The organism is uncultured Algibacter sp., assembly GCF_947487605.1.
Lineage (GTDB): Bacteria > Bacteroidota > Bacteroidia > Flavobacteriales > Flavobacteriaceae > Algibacter_D.
The window spans coordinates 158,044-177,120 of record NZ_CANKXK010000001.1 but is presented as its reverse complement, the minus strand read 5'-3'; the positions used below and the strand labels follow the sequence as shown (position 1 = coordinate 177,120).

Genomic DNA, 19,077 nt, shown 5'->3' with positions numbered 1-19,077 from the left:
ACGGAAAAATACATGGGTATTTTGAGAATAAAAAGTTAACGTTTGAGCGTGAAATGACCAATAAATGTACTATTGTCTTCAAGAGTAGCTTTAAACCAGTAATCGTCTGAAGGCATAAGTGTTCCGTTTAATAATCCGTTCCAGCCATTTCCTGTAGCACTTAACTCTTTTAGCAACTTCCCATAACGATCAAAAATGCTAATTTTAATATCGCTATAAAATTCAGCATTTACACCATAAGGTTTCCAGGTGTCATTAAACCTATCATTGTTTGGTGTGAAAAAACTTGGAAAACCTAATACGGAAATCTTTTTTTCTGAAATCTCACAATCATTAATATCTGAAACAAATATGGTGTGAAAACCAGGTTTAACATTTGTAAAGACATTGTTGTTTGAGAAGTCTTGGTTATCTAAAGCGTATTCATAATTTCCTAAGCCAGATGCGTTAACCGTTACCGTATTATTGTTTGATAATTGATGTGTTATAGAAGCTTTACCTGAAGCTTCAACTGCTATAAGTCTATTGGAAGAACAACCATTATTATAAGTTACTTTTACCTCATAACTTCCTGGTTCATTAATGTCTAATATTGGTGTATTACTATTCGTAATACTTATATTATTATATGACCATTCATAATTATAATTATTTGGATCGTCGTTAATAATCCCAGCATCTAGCGAGATAAATTGCGGATATATTTCTTCACAATAATAGGTAATCTCATCTGGAAGTAATGTGGGTGTAAATAGCACGTTTATAATTAAGGGACTAATGCCGTAGCACCCCATAGCATTATCAATTCTAACATATACAGTATCAGAATTTGGTATTATGTTTTCAAATAATCCTTCCAATGCATCTAATTTATTTAACGCTTCGGTTTCGGATCTGTAAAAGCTAATAATGGAGTTTAATGGTACAAATGGTATTACATGATTTTTTAGGGAGGCTATATCAAATTCAAAAAAACCATCAATTATATCGTTATCACAAGTATCAAATGGCGGTATAATAACACTATTATTAGAAGTATCTAAAGTTATTTCTGCAATTGAAAAACATCGTGATTGATCCACCACTTTGGCATAAACAATTTGCGTTGCGCTAGTGTTTTTAAACATTAGAGGGGAATCTATTTCGTTCATGTCTTGTTTAGCATCTAAACTAGACCTAAAGAAATTCTCAATAAATAGAGTGCTATCACCATTAGTTACTTGAACTTCTGCATCATATAAATTATAAATTGTGAGTCCGTCCTGATTATCATCGCATTCAGTTAAAGTTGCATTAAAAACAATTGGTTTTGGTACGTATTCTATTGTTATCTCTCCATATGAAAAGCACCCCCTTTCAAGTTCGACTTCAACATTATAAGTACCAGGTTCTGAAACGTCGTATTTTCCACAATTTATACAATTACTAGGTTGAAAATCAACCAATATACCATCTTTATACCATGAGTAAGCATTATTCCCAGATTCTTCTGCGTCAAGTTCTAAAATCTCATTTTCACATAACGCATTATCTGTTAATATTAATCGATTTGGACCTAAATCTGTATTTAATTGGAAGCTACCCGCTTCTAAAAATACAGCCGAATCGAACCTAAAATTTTCTTCATCTGCAATAACTAACTTGACTTTATAGGTTTCCCCTGGGGTTAAATCTGTAGTTGCAGAAAGAACAGCTGTTTGCCCATTAAAATTAATAGGGACATTACTATTATTAAAACTACCAAAATAAGCTTCATTAACAGCTTCGCAACCACCAGATCCAGGAATGTCTGGGTGTACAGTGGTAACTTTAACTTCTGTTTGTGTATCTGGAACCAAAGCTATGTTATTGTATTGTGTATCGTTGATATTTCGGATAAGAAATCCGAAAAGATCTGAAAATCTACACGTATTAGGATTATTTTCTTGATATTCTTCGGAAGCAAATAAATATTTAAAACTAACACGATTTGCAATTGCTTTAAATTGAAACTCAATTATAGTAGCATTAAATGTATTGTTTTCGTTAAGTAAAGTTTCCAAATCTGAATCGCCATTCCAGTTAGGAGCATCATCATCACTTAAAGTAGTATTAGGACCAGGTACATTTGACAGTCTCCCAGTAGTTAACACGATACCGCTTTGGAAAGGAAAAGATGAGTCATTAGATTCGAAATAACCATAACTAAATTCTGAGCCACCAAAATCCCCACTAACGGCATTAGTAACAACAATGTCTGTTATGCAATTACTGTCAATTAATATGTCTTCAATAAGTTGTTGGGGTGTAAAGGTTTGACTATCTACAACAATATTTTGGCTGTATAAATATGAAGCAAAAATTAAAGTAAAAATTAAAGTAAAGGTGTTTTTCATCAAATCTATTAAGAGACATGTAAAGATAATAGAGTTATAATAAAATATGAATTAATGACTATCGCTTTAGTGTGAAATGTCCCATGAATGTTCTTCCGTCACCTAGAAGAACACGAAACCAATAATCATCTGTAGGCATTATACCACCATTATAAGTGCCATCCCACCCTTGTGAAAAGGGATCAAGCTGTTTGATTAATTTTCCATACCGATCGTAAATATGAATTTGGCTACTACTTTGTAATTGACTGAGTCCTTGAATTTGCCAGTATTCGTTTTGTCCATCTCCATTAGGAGTGAAGAATTTTTTATGACCTATAACTGAAATTCGTAATGATACCTCATCACATATCTTCTGTATATCTTGAGCAAAGAGTGTATAAAATCCAGCTCTAATATTATTAAAAACAAGGGTTTCTTGATAAGGGAAATATAATCGTCCATCATCTGATACTAGAGAGAACATATAGCTACTATTACCAAGACTAGATGGGTTTAGAATAGTTACTGAGTTATTTTCTGATAAGTCATTTATTTTTAAATCATTAAGTGTAATAGTGGGAGGGTCTGCTGCTTTTACATTAACCGCTAACGATTTTGAACAAAGTGTAATAGGATTTGTTAGTGTTAACGTATAATCACCTGGTTGTGTAATATTACTACTGGGTAAAACAAGTGCGTTGCCAGCAATACTTCCATCTTCAAAGACCCATTCATAAATAAATGTTTCAGATGGAGTTTTTTGAACTGGAATTATATTTCCTGACACGAATGGATTTCCACAAACAATAATCTCTTCTTCCAAAGAAAATTCGGGAAGCGGGTTTACAATTAAATCTATGGTTGTTGTTGCTACACAACTTCTATTTATAGGGTTAATTACCTCGATAGAAATGGTTTGATTGGATGATATAAGTGAATTAGGAAAATTTGATGCATCATCTGTGACTGTAGTTCCATTTTCATCAACATAGGTAAAATAGATATCCATATCGGTTTGTGAGCCTCTAATAATACTTTCAAATAAAGATAAATCAAAGTTATGTAGACCATCGTTTTCGTCTGTTATATCCATCCCATCATCGCAAAAGGCTTGAGGAGGTATGGTGTTGGCAATTACAGGCTGTTCATCTACAATAAAATCTATCATTGTTTCATCGTAGCATGCGCCATCAGGATCATTTGTTATATTGTTAGTGACCCTTACTGTTATAGTTTGGTTTTTAGTTAAAAATACTGGTAGAATTGGACTTATAACAGTTGTGCCATCTGAATATAACAATGGATTACCAGTGTTATCAAAATAGGTGATAGAAACATTCATTGGATTCTGTCCGTTTAAAATGTTACTTTCTAATTGAGAGGTGTCAAATGGATAAGATAATATGGAATCACTTGTGTCGTAGTCGCATTGTCTATCAAATGTTACTGTATTTGCAACTGGCAGAGATTCAGTAATTAACAGATTTGGAAATTCTTGTAAGCCTAGACAATCATTCCCTAAACTGCTTTTCACACGTACCCATATACTTTGGGTATTAGGTGAACTGGTATTTTGATGGTTAGCAATATCAGGAATTTCATTGGTTTCTAATTCGGCATCACTTTCATTTTCGTAAAAATGTACAGTAATAGGAATGGTGTTAAATATCACATTTTCTATATGATTACTAATATCAGTCATGTTAAACATTGCAACGCCATCTCGATTATCTATACCATCGTCACATCGATAAATTGAATTGGGTGTATAGCTAGCAAGGGCTGTGCTACTTGGGCTTACCTCTAGAGTCAACGGAACAACTCGAGCGCACCCACTGGAGTTTTCAACGCGTACATAAATAGTTTCAGTGACAAATCCTAGATTGTCTTGATATGATTCTGGTGTTGAAATTGAAATACCATTTATTTCTGCTTCTGTTTGATTTTCAAAATAACTAAACGTGAGTCCTTCAGCTATATGATCTGAATTAATTTCCACTTTTATCCAATCGAGTGTTAAATTAAAAAAAGCTTGCCCATCATTTGAATCGTCGTCACATTGTGAATACGTGCTTGGCGTATTCACCGTTGGTAAATTATAAATTAATAAATCTATTTCTTCGGAATACAAGCCGCATGAATTTCCAGTTCTATCCAGTTTTACACGATATTGGAAATTTTCAAAGGCTCTTAAAACACTTGAAAGTGTTAAATCTGCGGTTGTTGTACCAGAATAATTAGCATCATTTGATAGAAGAGACCAATTAATGCCATCGGTTGTTACTTCCCATTGGTATAATTCTGCTTCTGGAGATACAATAGAAATAGTTGTACTCTCATTTTCACAAACTGTCAGCTCCGTTGGTTGTGATGTTATGGTAATATTTGCTTGTGTAAGATAATCTGGATGAGGTAAAGTATAACCATCAGAAGCGTTTGTAACCAAGCCGTTTGTATCAACAACCACAGGGCTATCACCTAATCGATCATCTGTATTACCATCTGAAAAACCAGCTTCGATGACATCACTACAGCCATCACCATCACTATCTAAATCTATATAATTGAATATATTATCACCATCTGTGTCGGCTATGGTAAAGTCTATAATATTTGAATCAGGGAAAGTTTCTGCTCTGTTAGTCCAGCCATTCATTCCAAAATCTGGTCCATCATCAATACCATTCACATCTGTATCAGACAAGTTTGTAAATAAAGGGTCTGCTTCAATTGAATCGTAAATTCCATCATTATCGCTATCTAAATCATAAAAATCTGAAATGCCATCGCTATCACTATCAATTGGAATAAAGTTAATATCATAAACATCATCCAGTCCATTGTTGTCTGCATCAATTCCTGTTAAAGCAAATGATACACCTCCATTTTCAATATAATCTGGAATACCATCATTATCACTGTCTAAATCTAATTCATCTTTTATCCCATCGTTGTCATTGTCATTCTTGAAGCAGGTTAATGAAAATTCTCCATTAAAAGTTGAAGATTCATTAGGATTAGAAAGTTTATGTACAAATGAAAAGCTATCTACTTGATTTGCATAAAATGAATATTGTGTAGTCCCTGTAGCTGTAGCTGCTGAATTAATTTTAAAATGAATTTCTGAACCCGATATTTGAGTTATACCTGTTTCAAAAATACCATCAAAATTAGAATCTACAAGTAGTGTGTTGGACGGGTCTAGCAAAGTGATATTTTTGTTAGATGGAGTAATTCTAACAATAAAATATTCACCATCCACCGAGGGGGTTATGAATGCAGGGTTGTGTTGAGTAAGTTTAACATTAACAGGCTCAATAAATGTCATGGTATAACTACCTTCACCATTTGATGCTGCTTCTACTGTACTAGTAAAGTTCCCTGAATTATCACCTACAAAAGTATTTGAGCCTCCTGCGCTCCCCATTGTATTATATGCTCCACTTGTTATTGTTGAATTGGTAGTTGTATCTTGAAACTCCAAAATAGGATTATTTAGGTTTGTTAGGTTTATATTTACATCCCCTCTTGATTCCCTGCAGCTCGTTATACCATCATTGTCGTTGTCTATATCTAGGTTATCAATGATGCCATCATTGTCATAATCGTCTGGGCAAATACTAACGGGAATTTCTTTTGATTCTAATTCTTCTCCAGTACAACTTATAATACCTATTAGTTTATACTTTCCAGGTTGACTTGGCGTGATTAAAGGGGAAGAAATCATTAAATCAACAAAACCAGAGCCATCATTGAACAACCACTTAAAACTATCAAAATTTTGAGCATTTGCAGCTTCTAATGTTACATTTGGAATACAATTTCCTAGTGTAGCAAATTGTAAATCAAAATTTATTTCTGGATTTGATGGAAAACCAGAGTAGAACCCGCCAGATGTGGCAAAGCCATTTACATTGAAATAGGCAACATAAAGCTCGTCATTACCTTGAACTGAAATATTACCTCTAAGCCCTGTTATTCTATAGGTTTCATAATCTGTATTTCCATCAACAATACTTGGGGAACCTATATTTACTGCTCCAGTTACAGAGGAGTTTACTGTAACTATGGCTCCAACTTTAGTAACAATTGAGACTCCGCTATTTTCTGTGTACGGAGTACTACCAATAAAATCTATTATAGGAATGTTGTCAATGTTTCCTCTAGTTTCACAACTTAAAGGTGGTACAAAAAACATGCCTTGTCGTGCTTCTGATATTGAACCTAAACCTTGATAAGCAAAAACATCTTCTGATGTTTCTACATACATATTGCCTAATGCATTATATTGATCTCCTTCAATTAAATGATAGTCTCCAGCATTAATTGTGGCTACTACGCTATTACCATTTATGTTTATTGTTGTATTATCGGAATGTGCAACAATTAAAACATTTTCCCATTCGTTATCACCACCTCCTTTAACAAAAATATATTCTCTCCCTGTTTTAGAAAGTCCAGCTATTTGGTCGATACCGTAATCTCTTCCATTTCCATTATGAAAGCTTCCATTTGCCGACCCACAATTAACAACAATACCTTTATCAGATGTAACTAAACTTCCGATAAGACCATCTCTATTTGCAGGAGTTTGAATAGAGCTGTTGCAGGCTATAGTGTAACTTTCTCCTTCATTTAGATTAATTGTAAAAGGAAACGAGCCGAAGTAACCCTCTACAACCAAATCAGCTGGTAAATCATCAAAAGTAACTTGAGTATTATCTTCTGATGCCATTACAGAGATGAAACTTAAATAATTATTTTGTGGATTTTCATTTGTAAATGTACCTATTCTAAAATTGTTCCCAAGCGCTGAAGTTCCTTTGCTTACAACAGCACCTGCTTGATTACCACTGTTTCCAGCGTTCATCCTAATAGAAACATATATAGGAGCTTCTGCTTCTATAATGTAGCCACTATTGTTTCTAACAACGCTTGTTTGAGAGGGCGATACAAAAAGTTGGCCATATCCAGAATCTAGATTTATTTCAACAGGATTACTGTTAGATACTGTACCTGTAATATAACTTGTTGAAGGCTGTCCTACTGGAATTATAGTATAAGGCACATTAGCATTATTGGGAGTTGATAAATACATGTATTGATCAAGAGGAATAGAACTATTAGATTCCGCACTTGTTAATGGAGGTATGTAGTGTTTTTTGCTTAATTGGGAGAAACCTTTTAGTCCAATTAAAATTGCTAATAAACATATTAAAAATCTTATGTAGAATTTATTGAGCATTTGTCTAATTGTCTAGTTGATGTTATTTAATTAAGGCTAATAAAAATATAGCATTAAATTTAATTAGACAGAGAAAAGAGTCGAAGGTTTAATTTAAACGATAAAAAGTTGAAAGTAATTTATAGTTGAAGGTTACCGTTTTAAAGCGAAATGACCACGAATATTAAAGGATTCACCATTATGAATAATGTCGGCTGAAAACCAATAATCATCTGATGGCATATTTTGCCCATTAAAAGTGCCATCCCAACCAATTGAAGTATGCGGTAGCATTTTTATTAATTTACCATGCCGATTGTATATATATACTAAAGTTCCAGGTAATCTGTCAATGCCAACAACATGCCATGTATCAAAATGACTATCATTGTTAGGTGTTACAAATTTTGGAATATCTATTACAAAAACGTCTGTGTCTGTGGGTGTACACCCATTTAAATCAATAATTCTCACAATATGTGGACCAAGGCTAACATTATTGAACACATTCGAATCTTGAGGTTGACCACCTAGATCTGGGTCTAATATATATTGATAATCTCCAATACCACTTACTGTAACTGTTATTGTATTTGGGTCAGTAAAATCTGCGGTTGCAGTAGCTTCAATAGTAGCTTCAATAGATTCTATAATTTCAAATTCTCTTCTATAAGTACAACTTTGCGGAGCTCCAGTAGTAACTTCTACCCAACGTGTGGTTCCAATATCTGTAAGATCTACTTCTATATTTGGGGTGGTTTCACCTGTCCACCATAAATAGGTATCTCCAAAATTACCAGTATCGGCATTTAAATCTCTAGGAATGTCGTTACTGCAAATAGCTTCAATATCGTTTATAGGAATTACAGGTAAAGGGTTTATTGTAGTTTGAAATTGTGTTGTACTATAGCATCCTGTTATATTATTCTCAATACGTACGTATATAGTTTCACCATTTAGAGCACTATATAAATCATTTAACCTACCAGAATCGGTTTCTGCGTTGTTTATACTGCTGTTATAGTAGTAAATTGAATAGTCTGCAGCATTTTGAGTCCCTAAAAGAGTATTGTTTATTAGGGTTAAGTCAAACTCTAGCCTATTTGTGCTATCAAAATCATTATCACAATTAAAGAGATTTGGAGGGACATTGGCAATGGGGTTAGGGTTAATTTGAAGCGTAAAAGATGTAAACGCAGGACAGCTATTTACTAAGTCTTCAATTCTAGCATGAATGGTGTAAGCTCCTGAGTTTAAATAATTATAAATTTTATTCGGAATGGCATTAACTCCATTAGCTGCATCTATTTGCGATGTATAGTAGTTTATACTAACCAAACTCGGATCATTTACCAATAAATTGTCTACTTGACTTAAATCGTATGAATTGGTTTGGTTTTCGCAGTCTGGAACATTCCCAACTACGTTGAATGTAGGAGGTAGATTTATTTGTAAATCTAACGGAGTTGAATCTGAGCAATTTGTAGCATTTTCAACATTTACATAAATGGTAGCACTATTGTTTACTGTGTAGTTACTAATATCGTTTGAAGGAATTTGGATTGTTAATGCTGCGTCTTCAAAAAATGTAAATGTAACATCTCCAAAGCCTGGTCTTACATTTTCAATAGTATAAATGGCATTGTTTAGGTTGATTGTTGCAATACCATCGTAGTCAATATCGCAGATAGGTTGAATTGTTGCTGAAGTAATAACTGGAGTTGGAAATGTAATAAATGTGACCTCTTCAATTATAAAACATTGGTTAGCATCATTTTCTATTCTTGCATAAAACTGCCCTTGTAGTTCTTGAGATATGTATGTTGGTGGTAAAAAATTACTTGCATTAACTTCAGCATCATTGAGCGATAAATAAAAATTTATATTTAAAATATCGGTACTTCCTTGAGCTATTTCTTGACGTTTTGCTTCTAAATCAAAAACGCGATTTCCAGCATCATTTTGACATGCAGAAGGGAAAGCAGTAAAGTTTGTATTATAATTTGGATTGGTTCCAATTTCTAGAAGAAAGGATGAATTACTATTACAAGTTACATCGCTTATATTTTCAACAAGCACATAAATGGTCTCAGACCCAGTGCTGTTATATGCTATTGTTTTATCGACTTCATCTGTAAAAAGGGCATCTCTAAAATACCTTACTTCCTTGCCTGTTTGCCCATTTAATATTTCGGCATCTTTATCTTGAAAATAAAAATCTGCGGCAGATGTACCTGGGTCCACACATATTTGGAATGGAGTGATATTAGGAATTACAGGAATAGTATTTACAATTACATTAAATGACACAATATTGTAACACCCAGAAGATGCTGTGGATTGTACCCGAACAAATATAGACTGTGTTGATGCTGCAAAACTTTGCTTGTCCAAATTATTAAGAGGATTAGCAATATCAAAGGTTTCGGCTTGAGTCAAATCTGTGAAAAATTCAATGCTGACATTTGTTGGGTCGGCAACAATTTCATTAGTATCAATCTTATCTTGAAGCCTTATATTTGCAGTTGTGTTTGTGCTATTATTACATATTAGAATATCGTTTGGTTGCAAAACAGTAGGGGCAGGTATAACATTAACTTCAAATTGATTTACAGTATAACAGCCCGTTATTGAATTTTCTATTCTTGCATAAAATATACCGGAACTAGTATCATGAAATTGTGGTAACGAACCTACACCTGTATCTGCATCATTAGGATCTGTATAATAACGCACTCCAAAATCTGTATTTCCACCAGTAATAGTCGAATCGAAAGTATCAAAATCAACAGTTGTGAATCCGTCATCGTCAGTATCACAATAATCAAAAGGGGCAACTGGGTTAAATGTAACAACTGGGTTAATACGCAATATAACTTCAGATAACTCTGTACATAATCCATTTTCAAGTCTTAAATACACCGTTTCTGCCATCGTTATAACATACGGATTTGAAGTATCAATTGGTGATATGTTAGAATCTCTGTCGCTTTCACTATTATAGAACGTTACCGATACATTTGGTAGACCATTGGCGATAGCATTTTCTATGGTATTTAGGTATACATCAACACTACCATCATTGTCTTGGTCACAAAACGCAAAACCAGTTTGAGGAATATTAGTTGCTGTTAAAAGTAAATTAGTATGAACTTCAATAGGTACAATGGCATAACAGCCAGTTGTGGCATCTTCTAACCTTAAATAGATAGTTTGCTCATCTTGATCGGTATTGGCATAACTATTTGGATTTGGGATTGGATTATTTCCAGTTTCTGCATCAGTTTGACTTGTATGATAGGTTGGTGGTAAAAACCCAGTTTGGCCATTTAATACATTGTTTAATATACTGGTTAAATCAAAATCATTAAAAAAGCCATCATGATCCATATCACAAGCATCTATAAATTGTGTATCTCTTACAATACCTGTATTTCCGTTGGTAATGTTTATTGTTAATGTCTCACCACTAGCATTTGCGCAACCTGTAAGTGTATTAACTATTCTTATATAAAGTGTTTCTGAAGGATTTGTATTTGTGTATGATATTGGTACTGGATTTGCACCAGATTGAGCTTCTAATGGTGTGAAGTGATAAGTAACTGAAAGGTTAGGGTTACCTCCAGTAACTTCATTATTTCTTTGGCTTAAATCTATTTGTGTACTTGAATTTGGTAAATTATCATTATCACATTCATTGATGTCTGAAGGTTGTATAATAGTTGGAAGTGGATTAACTTCTAAGTCTATGGTTCCAAAAATTAGACATCCAAGGGAGGTATCTTCAACGCGAACAAAAATAGTTCTTGATCCACTAGTAATAGAGGTAATATTATTATTTGGGTTAGTTCTAGCATCGGCATCTGTTAAATAATAACGAATGGTGTAAAAAGGAGGGAGGTTTTGTATCGCATTTTCAACGTCGGTATCTTTTGTTGTAAGATCAAAAAATTCTTGATTATTTCCATCAGAATCACATAATTGATAAGGCGTAATAGGATCTGTAGATAACTCGGTATCTATGGTTACATTCACTTCATCTTGAACGGTACAGGAAAATCCATTGATGCTTATTTCAACTCTGTAAAGTCCACTAATAGTGGTTGTAAGTGTAGGGTTATTTTCTCCACTAATAGGACTGTTATCTCGAAACCAAGCATAAGTTGCTAGCGGATTTTGTATTTCTCCATTTAGAGTAACACTACCAGAACAGGTACTTATATCATCTCCTAACTCTAATTCGTTAAATGTATTGGCTTCAATAAAAACAGCCGTATCAATTGAAGGGTCTTGTGCATTGGCATTCTGGTCTGCAACAATTAATTTTACATGGTATTGCACATTGGGTAAAACATTAAAGCCTGCAGTAAGAATAGCTGTTCTACCAACATAATTTGTGTCATTGAATGAACCATCATAGTATGAGTCATTCATAGCAGAACAAAGAACAGTTCCAGTTGGGCTTAAAATTTCGTCGTGTATATTGTTTACCGTTACGGTGTCTCCACTACCAGGAACAACAGCTATATTTTGATATGGACCAGTACTAGTAGCTTCTCTTATTAAAAAAACAAATCCGTCTGATGAATTACATGGGTAATTTCCAAAGTACTCTTCGGAAGCTAATATGTAATTAAACTGTATCATATCTGAGATTGAAATAAAATCGAATTCAATGGATGTTGCGTTAACTGTATTGCCAACGCCTAAATAAGTTTCAATATCAGGGTCTGTTCCCCAGCCTAGAGTACCTTCACTTAAAGGTGTGTTGTTTACTGTATTTCCAGCAGAGGTCGCATTTCCAGTAGAAAGGACAATACCATTATTTAAAGGGAAATTAGAACTACCTCTTTGGAATGCGCCATAGCTAGTAAACCCATCTGTACTTCCGTTAATAGTTGAATTTACATTGGAAATTTCTACGCAGCCATCAGCCAAATTGTTTTCTATAAGTTGCTGTAGGGGAATACTATTATCTACTGTAATTTGTTGGGAAAACATTAAGTTAAAGCCAAAAAATAGCAGAACTAAAGCGCAACTAGCATGTAGGTTTTTTTTCACTGTGTTTTGTTTGGGTAAAAACAACTAAATGATTTGGTTTATTTTAAGAGCGAAAAATAACTTTTTTTCGGATAAAATGCAAAAAAAATCAGATAAAATGCACTTTTTGATAGCTTTTAGGTTTGTAATTTATCTTTTAAGCGTAAAATGATTCTTAAAAACACGACCGTCTTGTAATGTTACTGCAAACCAATAATCATCAGCAGGCATCAATTCACCATTAAATGTGCCATCCCAACCTTCTCCTAAAGGATTCAATTTAAATAAGTACTAAATTGTTCGAATTTGGTTAGAGGAGTTTCTATATACATTATTGAGTTAATTTGGTTGGAGTATAGTTGACTTATAGTATTTTTGAATTTGAAGCAAAAATCATCAAATTAATGTGATATTAGATTAGACTATCTAAATGTATCCGAAATTTTGTTCATAATTAATTATTATGTAATTTTAAAAAGAATCACAAATGGTTCTAGATAAATGAAAATATACACTTATGTTGAAGAATATGCATTTTTGCTTTAAATTAGGATTATGTCTATCATTAATGTTTTTTTATGGATGCAATAAGGACATTGAATTTGAGGAGTCATTTAGTTACAATTTAGAATTAATTTCTGGTAATAATCAAATAGGTCTTCAAAATACTACATTATTAGAGAATGTTGTAATTAAAGTTGTAGATGATTTTGGAGCTATTGCTTCGGGTGTTATATTAGGCGTAGAAATCATTTCAGGAGACGGAGAAATAAATAATGTTTCAATAATTACAGATGAAGATGGTCTTGCAACTATTTCATGGAAGCTTGGTACAGACTTTAATAATAAATTGGAAGTATTTCCTAGTTTTAATAGATCGTCTTCAGTTTTAGTTAACGCAATTGCAAAATATAATTATACAATTCCTGTAATTACTAGTGATGGATGGGAACCTTCTAATATAGGAGATATAGTATTGAATGAAGAAAAAGTTTATGATGGTATAGACGAAATAAGGAAAGGTAATTATAGAAAAATACATTCAATAGTTTTATCGGTTAATAACAGTTTGGTTTTAGAAGAGTATTTTTCTGGCACAAACTCTTTTGGTGATTTTATTGAGTATAATAGAAATACACCCCATGAGTTACAATCGGTTAATAAGTCTTTTAGAGGAGCCATGCTTGGAATTGCTATAGATAAAGGTTTTATTGAGAGCGAACAAGAGCATATTAGTAGTTTTTTTCCAGAATTAGATTATTTAAAAGAAGATGGTAAGGAAGCTATTTTATTAAAACATTTTTTGAACATGTCATCAGGTTTACAATGGGATGAGGGTAGTGACTTATCAGGGTTTTATGGAACCCCATTTTCAACAGCTCACTCTTATGTTTTATCTAAACCGTTAAGAAATATTCCTGGAACTGTTTTTGAGTATAATACGGGAACCTCTTTTGTTTTGAATAGAATAATAATGAATTCGATAAATACTGACTTTGAAGTTTTTGCCAAAAACAATTATTCAGATTTAATAGGAAGTAATGAGTTACCAGGAACTGGTGAACCTTTAGGTTTTAGAAATACGCCTAGGAATATGTTAAAATTGGGACAAATATATTTAAACGATGGAAAGTGGAAAGATACTCAGGTAATTTCAAAAACTTGGGTTGATGAGTCTACCAAAGTGCAGTTTAATGTATCTTCAAATAGTGCCTACGGGTATCAGTGGTGGATAAGAAACTTTAATACTGGAACTAATACATACAATTGTTTTTATGCAGCTGGTTTTGGTGGACAATATATTTTTGTAATTAAAGAATTAGGTTTAGTAGCTGTTTTTACAGGAGGTAATTTTAATTCTAATATGTCTGTTCCATATGAGATAATGGAGAATTATATTCTACCCGCATTTGAATAATAGAATACTAGAATACTATTTTTTATATCAACGCTTTAGCGTAAAGTGATTCTTAAAAACGCGCCCGTCTTGTAATGTTACTGCAAACCAATAATCATCACTGGGCATCAATTCACCATTAAATGTGCCATCCCAACCTTCATCTAAAGGATCCAATTGTTTTATTAATTTTCCATAGCGATTGTATATTAAAATTTTGGAATTCGATTGAAACATATTTGAGATTCCATAGACTTGCCAAGTATCATGAGCATTATCGTTATTTGGTGTAAAAAATTTCGGGAAACCAATAACTGAAACTGGTATATTAACAGTCCCACAGTCATTTTTTATGTCCTTTACATTAATAGTATAGATTCCAGGAAATACATTGTTAAATGTATTACTCTCTTGGAAACCTCTGTAAATCCTAGTATTATTCTCATTATATAAAGCGTACTCATAAATCCCTTCACCTGAAACAAAAACTGTTACTGTGTTATTTTGAGAAACATCACCAACCTCATATGGTTTAGGCTGGTTGAAAGTTGTAATATTAGAAGCTTCAACATTAACTGTTCTTACTTTAGAACAGCCTGTTGTTTTGTTAGTAACAATAACTGAATATGTACCTGTCTCATTTACGTCAATGGCATAAGTAGTTTCACCTGTGGACCATTCATATTCATAATCTGAAATGGGAGAACCATCTAAGATGGCAGCATTCAAGGGAATGGCTTCTGGAAATATATTCAGGCAATAATAGGCTAATTCTTGAGTTGCCAAATCTGGAAGTTTGTTAACAGTTAGTAGAACTTCGCTAATACCATAGCAACTATTTAAGTTTTCAACTCGAGCAAAAATAGTTTGAGAAAAGGGGATCGTATTTGTAAATGATCGGTCTAATGGATTTTGTTCTTGCAAAGCATCTTTGTAAGTTTCAAAATAAGTAATTATTAAACCACTAGGAAGATCATTCACTATTTCATCATCAGCATCACTTAAGTTAAATATATGAAAACCGTCTTCATTACCATCATCATCACATACAGCAGGTAAAGCAACATCATTAGTATCAGTAATACTTATATCAAGTATTAATTCAGAGTTGCTAAAGCAATCAGTATTGTCATTCACTACTTCTACATAAACAGTTTGTAGGTTAACAGTATTAGAAAAAGAATCTGGATTAACTATTTGATTCATTCTAGCTGGATCTGTATAAAACCTTGTAGATAACTCAGTAATACCTCCAGTTAATATATCATTGGCTTCATTAAGGTTAAATAAAGTGAGACCATTTTTAGTTTCATCATCATCACATTGAATGAGGGTAGCATCATAAGCTGTAGGATTTGGATTGTATGTCACAAACGCTTGTCCTTCCAATGCGCAGTCTCCATTGTTTGGGTTAATGTAAACTTCATAATGACCTTCATCTATGACTTCAAGTTCAAAACTATCTTCTGTTAATGGAATATTGTCTCTTGTCCATGAATAAGAAGCTCCTACAATTTCTTCAGCCTCTAAATTATATGATTTTCCATCACAAAGTTCTAGATTGATTGTGCTCAAACCATTTTTTATAATATCAATTTCAGTGTTAAAAAAGGAGGTGATAAAAGGCGGGAGTCCTTGAGAAGAAAAACCATCAAGCCCGATGCCATTATGCTCATAATCACACGCAACCCCTATAGTATTAGGTTTATGTATAACACCTAACGATGGTAATCCAATAAAATAAGTGGCACTTAATGCTCGATATATTTTTCCATTGGGTCCTAGTTGAAGACCACCGCGATAAAGCTGTCTATCATCTAATGTGACGGTTGAATTAACTAGGTCATCTGATGTAAGATCAAATTGAGTTAAAGTAGATCTATGATCTTCAGGATTGGTAAATCCACTATTATTAAAAAAATCATTTGATGAGTGTACATAAAGAACTTTGCTATTTGGTGAAAATTCAACCCCATATGGGTTATTAGCACGTCCTCTTATTCTAACAGGAGTTTGGTTTGATACTATTCCAGAGCTTGAATCGAAATCGTACAAGTAAAGACCATCACTTGCATTTGCACAGGCAACTTTTGTGCCATCTGGAGATAGTTTTAAATAACCCCTAGCATCGTTAATATCAATGTTAAACGTAGACTTTACTGACAAAGAGTTAACACCCAAATCACTAACTTCAAACGCATGAAACGTATTGTAGGGGTTAGAAGAACCGTCAGAAGAAGCAAAAGTGACTACCCATATGGCATCAGAAATACAATCTTTTAAAACAGCAGTTATTTTTTCTGAACACTCTCGTAGCAAATTATGGTTCTTACTTACAACTTTACCTAATCCATTGTCTAATGTTATGTTTACTATAGAATAGTTTAGCCCAAAGTTTTGGTCATCTAAAAAATTGTCAACTGTAAAAATAAAATAGATATTTGGATCTTTTGGTTTTGGAACTATTATTGCAGATTGTGTACTTGAAGAGTCTCCATAAAGTTCAGTGCCGTTAACCATTACAGTATGGTTCTTATTCCATACTGTAATGCCATCAGTATAAAATAATAAAATTCCATTTGCATCTGAAATTGATGCACAACCTTCGCGTGTATTTAGTTGTCCATCAAATAGATTATTTACAGAATTTGTATTCAAATTAAAATTAAGCCCAGAATTCTCACCAAAATACCAATTGGAAGCCTCTGCTTGTGCAAACCCATAGGCGCAAAACAGCAACAAAATTATTGAAATGGCAGTTTTTTTCATTTTTCACTAGCAAAAGCTAGCAAATGTATCACAAATCTCGCTTTTTTAATAATCTATACGATAAAAAGACAAATAGTACAGTCCATACTAATACGATTGCAATTTCATACCAATGTACGGCGTAGTCATAAACTAATTCGCCTTTATCTGGAAACTTAGTCATAGCTACTCGTTGAAAGGGTTGATCTATTAATTTATACATAGACTTTAAAGGAAAGAAATTTTGAATTTTTTCCGATAAATTAGTATCCAGTTTCCAAGCCATTAAGCCAAAAATGATCCACTCTAATATGAATAGTATAAAAAGAAATGCTAATGCAAATGCTGATCGTTTTACTAATATGCCAAAAAATAAGCATAAACTAAAAAATCCTATTAGTTTTATGAAATACCCTAGCAGAAATACACTTTCTTGTATGATGATGCCAAATTCATTATAACTTGAATAATAAAGTCCGATACATAAGGATATTAAGCCAATGAGTATTGTTGATACCAGTGAAAAGAATACAATGGTGTAAAATTTAGAAAGGATAAACTCCTTTTTACTTAAGCCATCAATTAAATTTTGCTTTATGGTTTTATTACTGTACTCATTACCAATCATGCTTACAACAACAATTGCAAAAAAGAATTTGAATTGAGAAGCAAAAAAAGTAGTTAAATGCCAAATAATGGGGAAATTAAAAACGCCTAATTCTCCTAATTCTAAGGTAAAAAAACCAAATACATTTATTCGTAATGATGATAATAGTATTACAAAAAAAGGTAAAACAAATGACACAAAAATCAATATTTTACTTGTTTTATTAAGAAGTAATTTTTGTAATTCTAAATTTAAAAGTCTGAACATTGGTTGGTGTTTTGGTTGTATTAGTTGTTGTCTGTTAATTGTAAGAACTGTTCTTCTAAACTTTCTTTTCGCTGTACTAAATGTGTTAAAATAATGCCCTTATCAAAAAGTTGTTTATTAAAATTTTCAGAACTCATAGGTTCATTTAAGAAAGCGGTTATTAAGCCATTTTCAACTTTTACTTTTCCAAAAGCGGTATTGTTTTCTAAAAAGGACATTAATGCCTCTTTTTTATTTGTTTTTAGTTCAAAAAAACCATGACTAGAAATCATTTCATCCACACGGCCAGAATAAAGTTTTTCGCCTTTGCGTAGCACAACGACATGAGAGCATACTTTTTCTACTTCATCTAATAAGTGAGATGCCAACAGTATAGTAGTGCCTTTTGTAGCGATTTGTTTAATTATTTCTCTTATTTGGTGGATACCTTGCGGGTCTAACCCATTTGTTGGTTCATCAAGAATTAAAATCTCAGGATCGTTTAACAGTGCAGAAGCGATTGCTAAGCGTTGTTTCATACCTAGAGAATAGGTTTTAAATTTACTATCCTTTCGGTCTAGCAATCCAACAATTTCGAGCTTCTCATCTATTTTATCGTAATGAACACCTTTTATTTTGCAAACTAATTTAAGGTTTTGACTAGCTGTCATATATGGATAAAAGTTTGGACGCTCAATAATAGCACCTACTTTTTTTAAGGCGTCGTGTGTTGAGGTGTTTCCATCAAACCAAAGAAAATTGCCTTCAGTTTTATTGACTACGTTTAAAACGATTCCAAGTGTTGTAGATTTACCACTTCCGTTAGGGCCTAAAATGCCATAAACATTACCTTTATTAATAGTAAATGTCAAATCTTTAACAGCAGTGAGGTAGCCAAATTTTTTTGTAAGATTATTAATTGTTAGAATTGGTTCCAAGTGTAATAATGTTTTATGCC

The 19,077-nt window shown here is 32.9% G+C and carries 8 protein-coding genes; 1 reads left to right on the top strand and 7 read right to left on the bottom strand.

Annotation, left to right across the window (positions count from 1 at the left end; all coding sequences use genetic code 11):
• Positions 1-35: 35 nt before the first annotated feature.
• The 4 genes from Q0739_RS00815 to Q0739_RS00800 form a co-directional block, all read right to left on the bottom strand.
• Positions 36-2,375 (bottom strand): choice-of-anchor L domain-containing protein, encoded by a 2,340-nt coding sequence (locus Q0739_RS00815; RefSeq protein ID WP_298236795.1) that lies wholly within the window; start codon positions 2,373-2,375, stop codon positions 36-38.
• A 58-nt stretch (positions 2,376-2,433) separates the two neighbouring features.
• Positions 2,434-7,455 (bottom strand): T9SS type B sorting domain-containing protein, encoded by a 5,022-nt coding sequence (locus Q0739_RS00810; RefSeq protein ID WP_298236794.1) that lies wholly within the window; start codon positions 7,453-7,455, stop codon positions 2,434-2,436.
• A 279-nt stretch (positions 7,456-7,734) separates the two neighbouring features.
• Complete coding sequence (locus Q0739_RS00805) at positions 7,735-12,642, bottom strand: T9SS type B sorting domain-containing protein (protein ID WP_298236793.1); 4,908 nt, start codon at positions 12,640-12,642, stop codon at positions 7,735-7,737.
• A gap of 129 nt (positions 12,643-12,771) precedes the next feature.
• Positions 12,772-12,900 (bottom strand): T9SS type B sorting domain-containing protein, encoded by a 129-nt coding sequence (locus Q0739_RS00800; RefSeq protein WP_298236792.1) that lies wholly within the window; start codon positions 12,898-12,900, stop codon positions 12,772-12,774.
• Positions 12,901-13,138: 238 nt separating this feature from the next.
• Here Q0739_RS00800 and Q0739_RS00795 point away from each other — a divergent pair, with 238 nt between their 5' ends.
• Positions 13,139-14,539 (top strand): serine hydrolase, encoded by a 1,401-nt coding sequence (locus Q0739_RS00795; protein ID WP_298236791.1) that lies wholly within the window; start codon positions 13,139-13,141, stop codon positions 14,537-14,539.
• Between the two features lie 27 nt (positions 14,540-14,566).
• Here the strand turns inward: Q0739_RS00795 and Q0739_RS00790 are convergent, their stop codons facing one another.
• Genes Q0739_RS00790 through Q0739_RS00780 form a run of 3 tightly spaced genes read right to left on the bottom strand, consistent with a single transcriptional unit; the run spans position 14,567 to position 19,057 of the window.
• A complete protein-coding gene (locus Q0739_RS00790; RefSeq protein ID WP_298236790.1) occupies positions 14,567-17,287 on the bottom strand; it encodes a T9SS type B sorting domain-containing protein in 2,721 nt (906 codons plus the stop codon).
• A 28-nt stretch (positions 17,288-17,315) separates the two neighbouring features.
• Positions 17,316-18,140: an ABC transporter permease subunit gene (locus tag Q0739_RS00785; protein ID WP_298236789.1), complete on the bottom strand. Its 825-nt coding sequence runs from the start codon at positions 18,138-18,140 to the stop codon at positions 17,316-17,318.
• Positions 18,141-18,160: 20 nt separating this feature from the next.
• Complete coding sequence (locus tag Q0739_RS00780; RefSeq protein WP_298236788.1) at positions 18,161-19,057, bottom strand: ATP-binding cassette domain-containing protein; 897 nt, start codon at positions 19,055-19,057, stop codon at positions 18,161-18,163.
• Positions 19,058-19,077 lie beyond the last annotated feature (20 nt).